Consider the following 10,061-nt stretch of genomic DNA (forward strand, 5'->3'; position numbering starts at 1 on the left):
AACTTAATGTTTTATACTTTAAAAATTATTACTTCTTTTAAAAACCTTTTTTATAAATTTCAATATTTTTTTAAAATAATCTTCATTTTCAATGTCCTTTATAGCCTTTCGTAATTCATGTAAAGCTTCATTATATCTTTGAGATTTTAATTTAGGAAAGGCACATATTAATCTCCGCTCCGCATACTTAGTTTCCATTAAGAGAGACTTATACTTTTTACGAAGGGATATTTCTACTTTATCTATAGATATATTTTCTTTAAATTCAGTTAAATTTTCCTTTAATTCCTTTAGGTTATTTAATTTGCTATCTGTTATTATTCGTAGGTTTTCTAATTTTCTTACTATACCCTCTTCATATAATTTAATCCATATTTCTTCTTTAACATAATGAATTTCTTCTAACTTACGATTAAGGTTTACTATGGAATTTATAGATATGAATAAATCTACTAGAATAGATATTAAAATACAAATAGATAATAAGTGTACTATTGTCATTGGAATTCTAGTCATAATATTCTCTGTGAAAGGATGTATTATCTCAATTAGTACAACACATAGAAATCCAAACAAAAAAGAGTTTCTCAAACAAACTCTTCCTCTAATATTAAATTTATAATCAGAATAATCCCACCATCTCATTTTAAATAATTTTTCCATAATAAAACTAGTTATATACTCTATAATAGTTGTATATATCATACCAAAAATAAATACTATAACTACATTATCACTATATTGATTTAGCAATAATAAAACAAAAAGTGCTCCAAAACCATATATAGGACACAATGGCCCATTTAAAAAACCTCTTTCTACAAAATAGCCATCAAGAACAGAGCAATATATTGTTTCTACTATCCATCCTAACAAACTGTAAATTATCCAATACATAAATAAAACAGAAAGTTTATCTACCATAGCATCAACTCCCCCAACACCTAAAGTCAAATATATAAATTTATTTCCTTTAGATAGTAATTTAACAAATTATCATAATAATTATTATACTCTGAATAATATTATATCATATAAGAATACTCTTGTTAATCTATTCCATTACATCATATTCACTAGTAATTATTATAAATACTTTATATATTTCTATAATTAACTAATCATCATATTATTTTCAAGTTAATTTTAAATTTATTTTTTATATTGTGAAAAAAATTAGAAATTCCTTGTATTTAGTTCACATTTAAAATAAAATCTATTTATTAAGTGATAATTAAGTATTTGTATAACACTATTAAGATATTTAAAATTTACTTTTTACACTTGATAATACTTATATTGAGGAAGTGAAAACATGATAGATGAAATTTTGAAATACAATAAGGAATTTGTAGAAAATAAAAAATATGAAAGATATATTACAAGTAAATATCCAGATAAAAAAATAGCCATAGTTACATGTATGGATACTAGGCTAACGGAACTTCTTCCCGCTGCCCTTGGATTTAAAAATGGTGATGTAAAAATTATCAAAAATGCTGGTGGTTCAATATCTCATCCCTTTGGAAGTGTAGCTCGTAGCTTACTCGTAGCTATATATGACTTAGGGGTTGAAGAAATTTTTGTAATTGGTCATACAGACTGTGGAGCACAACACATGAATAGTAAAAAAATTATTGAAAAAATGAAACATAGAAACATTACTGAAGATCAAATTAATTTGGTTAAATACTTCGGAGTTGACTTTGATTCATGGTTAAGTGGATTTGATAATGTTAATACTTCAGTAGCTGAAACAGTAGATATCATTACAAAACATCCTCTTATACCAAAAGATATTAACGTCTATGGTTTTATTATGGATTCCACCACTGGAGAGTTAGCTCCAGTATAAATAGAATTCTTTGCTTAAAGTATAATAGCTAGTCAAACTCTCAGTTTATGACTAGCTATTATACTAAATTATCTTTTATTGTTACGCTTTATTAAGGCATATAATCCACTAAAAGCTCCAAATAGTATTCCAGTAATAGGGAATATAATCCAACAAATATGCCATCCATTAAATCCCAAACCCCAAATCAAAAATATTGCTGTGGCAATAGGCCATACAACTGATGCAACATCACCTATAGCTGTATTATTTTCCTTACATTTTGATGAATATTCTTCAATTTGTAAAAGTGCATTATAGCTATTATTTATATTTCCTACTCTTACAAATATAAAAACTGCAATAGCTACCATTATTAATAATACAATTGCTCCATAATTAGATAATATGTCATTATCATATCCTCCAATTGCTGATATACCAATTAACGCAACAGGTGACAGTACACAAAGTGTAACTCCAATTATATTTAATTTAGTAAAATTGGATGAGAATTCTTCTTTTTTAATTTTTACTCTTTGCTGCACATGTAGTGGACATATGAAATCATCTTCTAAATACTTATACTTGTCAAGTTGAGTACCAGCATAGATAAATAGCCCCACAGCAATAGCTATAAGAATAAATAATGGGATAACACTGAGTCCTTCTAAAGTTTCCACATTAATTTCTGTACCAAATACTCCACCTATTATAATATTATGAGTAAACATTAGTATTGCTGGTGCTAATATACATAACATAACACCAACAGCAATAAGCTTTCCATATTTAACTTTATCCCTCATGTAATTTTCTGCTTCTTCCATGGTAATAGTCGGAATATTATCTAATTGCTTTCTATTTTCAATTCCCAACTCCTTTATTAACTCATCAATGTTCCCAAACTCAGAAATTACAATTCCAATAGCTTCATTTTCAGTTTTTCCACTTTCTTTAAGTTCCCAATATTTTTCTTCCATATTAGAAAGCAACTCATCTTTTAATTTTATAATTTCTGCTGATTTTGGTAAACTTGAAAAAATATTTTCTAAATAATTTCTAATGGTCTCCATACTCATCCATCTCCTTTATAAATTTACTCATTACTTCTTTAATAACCTTCCATTCTTCACACTTTTCTTTGTAGTAATCCAGTCCTTTTTGTGTGATTCTATAGTAAGTTCTTCTCTTTCCAAAGGTCTCATCTCCATAAAAAGATTCTATATAACCGTTGTTTTCCAGCCTTGTAAAGGCAGAATATAATGTTGTTTCCTTTATAATATATTTTTCCTCTGATAGTTTTTTTATAGTTTTAGATATCTCATATCCATAGGACTCCCTATCTAGGAGAGTGAAAAGAATTATAGTATCATTATATCCTCTAATAACATCACTACTTATCAAATGTTATCCTCCTTTCTCCACCTAATACTTACCTATTTCATATATAACTATATCTTTAGTGTATATTATGCAATTACTCTGCCTATCGTACTTTATCTGTCGTAGTAATTATAATATATCACAATTACTACGACATGTGAAGTAGTTTTTCCAATTTTTTAATTTTCATCTATATATTTATATAAAAATACAGCATATAAATGTGCATAGAAGCAAATTTATATGCTGTAACTTTATTCATTAATTTTATGCCTTAGACTTTAAGTAATTCATATTATATTTAACTATAAATATACCAATGATTAAAGTAATAAATTCTGCAACTGGTATAGTGGACCATAATCCATTTATACCGAATACTTTCGGAAGAATACATAGATTAATTAATACTAATGCAAAACTCTTTATAATAGACATGGTATTTGATATCTTAGCATGACTAATTGCTTGGAAAAATGATATATTAACCATATTAATTCCAATAAATATAAATGCTACGAAATATATCCTCATACCTCTAGCTGTAATTTCAATAAGCTTTAAGTCTGAATTATTAAAAAAGCTAATTACTTCTTTTGTAAAGACATTTCCTACTAAGAAAAATACTATTCCAAAGGCAATTGCAATGTATATGGCTGCTTTTCTAGTTTTAATTACTCTATCATAGTGTTCAGCTCCAAAATTAACACTTATTATTGGCTGAATAGCTTGGCTTATTCCAGATAATATTGCAACTCCAATTAAAGCAATATTACTAATAATACTATAAGCAGCTACTCCAATCTCTCCTATCATATCTATTAAAATATAATTGAATAGTATTATAACAATAGCTCCAGATACCTCAATGAATGAGCTTGATATCCCTACCTTAAATATATTTGTAATATATGGAATTTTAATTGATTTATAGTTGAATCTAAGATGTCCAGATTTTTTAATAAATTTAGTAGCTATAATTATTAAAGTTACTATTGGTGCTATAGCAGTTGCTATGGCAGCACCTCTCATACCCATGTCAAGTACAAAAATAAATATATAGTCAAAAACTACATTAAACATGTTACCAGTAATTCCGGCAACCATAGAAAGCTTTGGAGCACCATCATTTCTTATAAATGCCTGTAAAACGCCTGATAATATAAAATTTATACCTGATAATAATATTATTTTTAGATATTCATCAGAAAGCCCTAATATTTGTTGTGAGGCTCCAAACATTATAGCTATATTTTTTGAAAAGATATATCCAAAAATAGAAATACTTAACCCTATTATAATTGCTATAAAAATTGATGTATTAAAGACCTGATTTGCTTTTTCATTGTTCTTTTTACCCATATTAATAGAGTATAAAGTAGCACCTCCCATTCCTATTAAAAGGGATACTGCATTATATACATTATATATAGGTATAGCTATTCCTAAAGCCGAAAGACCCTCTTTTCCAACTCCTTGACTTATAAATATGGTATCACAAAGAATATTTACTGACGTTGCTAGCATAGCTAATATGCTAGGAAACAAAAATTTTATCAATAATTTCTTTAATCTCATTTCCGTTAATTCTACAAAGTTCATAATATCACCTACTTAAAATAATTTATCTTATGTGTAACTACTGTAACACTCTTATATCTCACAAGTTAATATTCTAAACCTTATAGTAACTATAATGTCAATCCTTTATTTTAAAGGAATCTGTATTTCTGTTAAATACTCTTCTTCCTTTGAAGAAAAAGCAGAATCAGTTATGGTAAGAACTATACCATCTCCAACACTCTCTAGTTCATTTATATCCATGAACTTTATCAGCTTATTAAAGTAGGTTTCTGCATAATCATAGAGTCCTCTATAAATTATCCTTGCATATCTTCCTTTATGCAAAGTTTTTATATTTTTATGGTTGAAAATCCCATGATCAAAAATTAAAGCAATATCTCTGAAGGTAGTATACCTTTTATTTAAAATATCTTCTTGTGAGATAAAAGCTCCTATTCTTCCATCAAATAAACAAAGATTATCTCCCAATCTATTACTTAATTCTTTTATTCCATATTCTACACTATATATATCTGTTCTATCATTTAAAGAAATATATATTATATCTCGATCTTCTAACTCAATTAGTTCACATTCTTCAAGTCTAGCTTCTTCTATACTTTCTTCCAAAAACTCAAGCTTTTTAGAGATACTTTTTTTATATCTTTCCAAAAGTTCAATTTCCTTATCTATGTCCTTCTCTTTCTTATTAAGGAGATCAGTTAGTATTTTAAGATTTCTATTTGAAAAATACTTTTTTATATCCTTAAGGGGCATTCCCAGCTTTTTTAAAAATAAAATAGAATCAAGCTGAGCAAACTGTTCAATATCATAATATCTATATCCATTCTCCTCATCTTTATGTCTAGGCTTAAGTAATCCAATCGAATCATAATACCTTAGTGTCTGAGTTGATATATTGTGAATCTTAGCCATTTCTCCTATAAGTATCTTTTTATCCATTTAATCCTCCATAAGTTATATTCTCAAATATAATTTTCCCTATAAAAATATATAAATAGTTATATAGCGAACTATTTATATATTTAACTAGTTAACTAGTTGTTGTGGCTGTGCGGTTTTGTGGTATTTATATATCTTTATCCTATATTTTAATATCCTAAACAAATTTTTAATTAATATAAATATTATATCATTTCATTGAAATTCTTTCCAAGTTCATTCTATTTCTTTATGTTTTACTTATAAAACCTCTATAATTGCTATAAAATACATTAATAGTTCCTGAATTTTTTTCTTTTTAATGTATATAATCTATTTATTAATTCTTAATATATTGTATAATATTACATATATTATATTTATTGAAGGAGTGATATTATGAATGAAATTTCATATAGTAAGAGCCAAAATAATTTTATAAATAAGACCTTATTATATATGGCCATCGGACTAATAATTACCTTTGCTGTAGGTTATTTTATTTCCACTAGTGTTTCTATGATGATGTTAATCTATAGTAACTCAGCTTTCGTAATAGGTATTATTGTTGTGGAATTAGCTTTAGTAGTTTTACTTAGCAGAAAGATTAATAAACTTTCTGTTCAAGCTGCTTTTGCCATGTTTATAACCTATTCTATAGTAAACGGATTTACTTTTGGGGCAATATTTACTATCTACAGTCTCGAGTCCATCATAAGTATTTTTGTAGTAACTTCTGCCATGTTTTTTTGTTGTAGCATGATAGGTATGACCTCCAAAAAGGACTTATCAATGGTAGGTAGAATTGCTATAATGGGGGTTGTTGGAATATTAGTTACTAGCTTATTCAATCTCTTTGTAGGTTCTGATGAGTTATCTATGTTAGTTAATTATATTGGTATTGCAGTTTTCTGTGCATTAACAGCCTATGATATGCAAAAAGTTAAATTAATACATGAACAAAATTACGGTTATGATGCCGCTACCACAAATAAGTTTGCTATAATTGCTGCTTTAGAATTATATTTAGATTTTATTAACTTATTTATATACTTAATACGTATTTTAGGTAAAAAGAAATAAATTTTAAGAGTCCAACTTACATTCTAAATGTAGGTTGGACTCTTTAATATTTCTTCTGCCATTGCTTTATCTTCTATCATCATGTGCTGAAAAATCCAGTCTTGCACAGAATCCTTAATTTTCTTTAATTCTTCACAAGGCTTTTTCTTTAATACTGATAGCTCAATATTCATAATCACTTTTTTTAATTCCTCATGGGATTTTATATGTTCTTCATAATTAGAGTAATTAGCTTTTTTCATTATTTTCTCTTCTTCATAAAAGCTATAAGAAATATATTCTCTAAGATCACATATTATATCAAGAAGAATTTTAGTATCTACAGTAGCACATTTTGTTATCAATAATTGTTCTATATTACGAGCAATTCTAAAAAGTTCTTTATGCTGTTCATCAATTCTCCCAATATTGGTATTTAAATCATCTTGCCAGTCAAATTTAAAGTCAAACATTTTATATACCTTCTTTTTATTTTATAGATATATATTATTTTATTATAAAAGAAACACTTTAACAACGCAAATAATTTCTTATATAGGGAAAACATGTAATTATAATTCATAAAATTTAAAATAAATATAATATAACACTGATAACTATATATAAATAAGCAGTGATGTAAATTATTCCATGTTTATAGTGAGAGCTAGGTTGACTACTAAATGTAATTGCATTTTTCTTCTCTTTAGGAAGATTTAAAAATTTATTATTCAAAAAGCTCCCCCTTCATTGACCGTACCTGTTAATTTTATTCTTTAATTAATGTATAAGTGTTTAATTCACCTTCAGGGGTACCATTAAAATAGCTAGTTCCATTAATATCATATCTAATTGCATAGGTTATACCACCTCCGCCGTCTCTTATTCCTTTTATTTGAACTTTCCCTACTGCTGGTACAATAATTTCTTTTGGTTTGTGTTTAATCATAAATGCTTCCCCTAATGGAGCATCATCTACAAGTACTTGTACATAGTCACCATCCTCACCAGCGTAATCCCAAACCCAAATTTTAGTATCATTTGTATTAGATTTATGTGTAATAGTATAATCCTGTGCTTGAGTATTTTCATCCTTTGATAAGAGAATAGTTCCTGCTGAAATAGCTGTAGATACTCTATTTTTAAGGGCATTTTTAGCTGATTCTGAAGTATCTATTTTGGATACTCCTTCAAAAATAAGAAAACATATTCCAAAAGAAATACATATCAATCCAAAAATCTTTAATGGCTTATCTTTTCTTTTTTGCTCAATTTTTTTATTAAATTCATCATTATTTTCTTCAATTATATTTATTTTTTTACATTCAATATCATCCTGAGCCTCACTATACTGATTATCATGAATGTTTAATTGTTCACTTGTATTCTCATTTGTATTTATAAAATTTTTCTTAATCTTATCATTACCCTTTTTTAAACTATTTTGTTTATTACTCATAAATTTACCTCTCATTAATGATTTTTGCTGGCTTTATCTTAAAATAAATGCACATTGCTAATCTACAAATAACTACCTGTAATATCATCAAAATAAAAAATACAGTATGACGAGTATTATTTTGTGTTTGATAACCAAAATTTAATATTATAAGTCCAATACCAAGAATTATTAGATTAACATAGAATATTTTTACAAATGAATACAACCATGGTAATACTCTATACATCTTCCTTAGTGGTGGTATAAGAAGAGATACTCCAGTAAAAAGCCCACACATACCTATAAATAAACCTGCTGTATTTTGACCAGCGAACCCTGAACTTCTAACTGTACTAACATCCGTTATAAAAAATAGTGGCATAAGAATTAACATTAGCAAAACTAAGCACATAGGAAAAATAAAATAAATAGTAGCAATTATATATCCTAGTAAATTTTTTAATTTTTTCATTTCATTACAACCTTTCTATATCCGTATCAACTATAGTAGTTAAATCTTCTTTTGTTAAATCCATATCTGTACTTAATCGCATTGCTTGATTATTCACTGCTTTTTCATACAAGTTACGTACATAGCGTCCATTTCCAAACTGTGCTTCAAGTCTTACTATGTCAAGTATATCTTTAAGTTTATCTTTAGCTAATGAATCAATTTCATATCCTTTACTCTTAAACAACATTCCAGATATCTCTATAAGCTCTTCTGTAGAGTAATCTTCAAATTTTATTATATTAGGGAATCTTGATTTTAATCCAGCATTTACATCAAGAAATTCATCCATGTCATCACTATATCCTGCTAATATGATAACTATTCTATCCCTATAATCATCCATTAGTTTTACTAATGTATCTATTGCTTCTTTTCCAAAATCATTAGTTCCACCCTGTGAAAGTGAATAAGCTTCGTCAATGAACAGTACACCATCTATAGCTTCCATAACTTTTTCCTTAGTTTTTATTGCTGTTTGTCCAACATATCCTGCAACAAGTCCAGACCTATCTGTTTCTATTAACTTATTTGTTTTAATGACACCTATATTATATAAAACATCTGCTACTGTTCTTGCAACCATTGTTTTTCCTGTTCCAGGGTTCCCCTTGAATATCATATGCAACGTCTGCGTATTATCTGCTACAAGCCCAAGTTTTTTGCGTTCTCTTTGTACTCTAAGTCTTGCATTTAAACTACGTATATACTCCTTAACTTCTTCAAGTCCTATAATTTTAGATAATTCACTTTCTAAATCAAAGTTAACTATTGATTTATCTTTAGGTTGTATATCGTCACTTATAATCATATTCATTTCATTTACAGGTATATCATTCATTGCAATTCTTGCTGATTGCTTTCTCATTATATCCTCAATATAATTTCTTACCATACGTCCATTGCCAGAATGTTCATTGGACTGTTTCTGCAATAGAATAACTTCCTCCTTAAGGACTTCACCAGCTCCTTCTCCTAGCCTAAAACCTGTATCTTTAATCATCTTTAAAGCTATTCCAAATAGCTCATCTGCTGAATAATCTGGAAAATTTATAATAAGTGGAAATCTAGATTGAAGCCCAGAGTTAGTTTTTAAAAAATCTTCCATCTCTTTCTTATATCCAGCTAGAATAATAATTATTTCTCCTCTATAATCTTCTATAAGTTTAACAAGAGTATCTATTGATTCCTTTCCAAAACCACTGTTATCATTTGCTAATGCATAGGCTTCGTCAATAAATAAGATACCTCCTAAAGCAGATCTAAATACCTCTTCAGTTTTCTTAGCTGTTTGTCCTGCATATTCAGCCACTAATCCACTA

At 27.4% G+C, this 10,061-nt stretch carries 12 protein-coding genes; 2 read left to right on the forward strand and 10 right to left on the reverse strand.

From position 1 onward, the window contains the following. Nucleotides 1–18: 18 nt before the first annotated feature. Nucleotides 19–924 carry a putative ABC transporter permease gene (locus IO99_RS15335; protein WP_051824198.1) on the reverse strand — a complete coding sequence of 302 codons (906 nt, stop codon included), beginning with the start codon at nucleotides 922–924 and terminating at the stop codon, nucleotides 19–21. Between the two features lie 391 nt (nucleotides 925–1,315). Here IO99_RS15335 and IO99_RS15340 point away from each other — a divergent pair, with 391 nt between their 5' ends. After that, entirely contained in the window at nucleotides 1,316–1,855 is a 540-nt protein-coding gene (locus tag IO99_RS15340) for a beta-class carbonic anhydrase (RefSeq protein ID WP_035134984.1), read from the forward strand. 68 nt (nucleotides 1,856–1,923) lie between these two features. On the opposite strand, the gene IO99_RS15345 is transcribed toward IO99_RS15340, so the two are convergent. From IO99_RS15345 to IO99_RS15360, 4 genes are all read right to left on the reverse strand, one after another. Beyond that, a complete protein-coding gene (locus IO99_RS15345; RefSeq protein WP_035134986.1) occupies nucleotides 1,924–2,910 on the reverse strand; it encodes a permease prefix domain 1-containing protein in 987 nt (328 codons plus the stop codon). Beyond that, nucleotides 2,897–3,241, reverse strand: a complete 345-nt coding sequence (locus tag IO99_RS15350) for a PadR family transcriptional regulator (protein WP_035134988.1) — start codon at nucleotides 3,239–3,241, stop codon at nucleotides 2,897–2,899. Before IO99_RS15350 ends, IO99_RS15345 begins: the two co-directional genes overlap by 14 nt. A gap of 246 nt (nucleotides 3,242–3,487) precedes the next feature. Next, nucleotides 3,488–4,822, reverse strand: coding sequence for an MATE family efflux transporter (locus IO99_RS15355; protein ID WP_035134994.1), 1,335 nt, complete (start codon nucleotides 4,820–4,822; stop codon nucleotides 3,488–3,490). A gap of 105 nt (nucleotides 4,823–4,927) precedes the next feature. Continuing rightward, nucleotides 4,928–5,746 carry a MerR family transcriptional regulator gene (locus IO99_RS15360; protein WP_035134997.1) on the reverse strand — a complete coding sequence of 273 codons (819 nt, stop codon included), beginning with the start codon at nucleotides 5,744–5,746 and terminating at the stop codon, nucleotides 4,928–4,930. 378 nt (nucleotides 5,747–6,124) lie between these two features. On the opposite strand from IO99_RS15360, the gene IO99_RS15365 reads away from it, so the two are divergent. Beyond that, nucleotides 6,125–6,808: a Bax inhibitor-1/YccA family protein gene (locus IO99_RS15365; RefSeq protein ID WP_051824203.1), complete on the forward strand. Its 684-nt coding sequence runs from the start codon at nucleotides 6,125–6,127 to the stop codon at nucleotides 6,806–6,808. 23 nt (nucleotides 6,809–6,831) lie between these two features. Here IO99_RS15365 and IO99_RS15370 read toward each other — a convergent pair whose 3' ends face one another. The 5 genes from IO99_RS15370 to IO99_RS15385 all read right to left on the reverse strand — a co-directional run. Further along, complete coding sequence (locus tag IO99_RS15370) at nucleotides 6,832–7,260, reverse strand: bacteriohemerythrin (protein WP_051824207.1); 429 nt, start codon at nucleotides 7,258–7,260, stop codon at nucleotides 6,832–6,834. A gap of 115 nt (nucleotides 7,261–7,375) precedes the next feature. After that, nucleotides 7,376–7,522 (reverse strand): hypothetical protein, encoded by a 147-nt coding sequence (locus IO99_RS19185; protein WP_156964383.1) that lies wholly within the window; start codon nucleotides 7,520–7,522, stop codon nucleotides 7,376–7,378. Between the two features lie 34 nt (nucleotides 7,523–7,556). Further along, entirely contained in the window at nucleotides 7,557–8,246 is a 690-nt protein-coding gene (locus tag IO99_RS15375; protein ID WP_035134998.1) for an ATP synthase subunit B family protein, read from the reverse strand. A gap of 4 nt (nucleotides 8,247–8,250) precedes the next feature. After that, entirely contained in the window at nucleotides 8,251–8,700 is a 450-nt protein-coding gene (locus IO99_RS15380; RefSeq protein WP_035134999.1) for a hypothetical protein, read from the reverse strand. A 4-nt stretch (nucleotides 8,701–8,704) separates the two neighbouring features. Then, a partial coding sequence (locus IO99_RS15385; RefSeq protein WP_035135017.1) for an AAA family ATPase occupies nucleotides 8,705–10,061 on the reverse strand: 1,357 nt, incomplete at its 5' end.

The sequence above is a fragment of the Clostridium sulfidigenes genome (genome assembly GCF_000732635.1).
Classification (GTDB): Bacteria; Bacillota; Clostridia; order Clostridiales; family Clostridiaceae; genus Clostridium_J; species Clostridium_J sulfidigenes.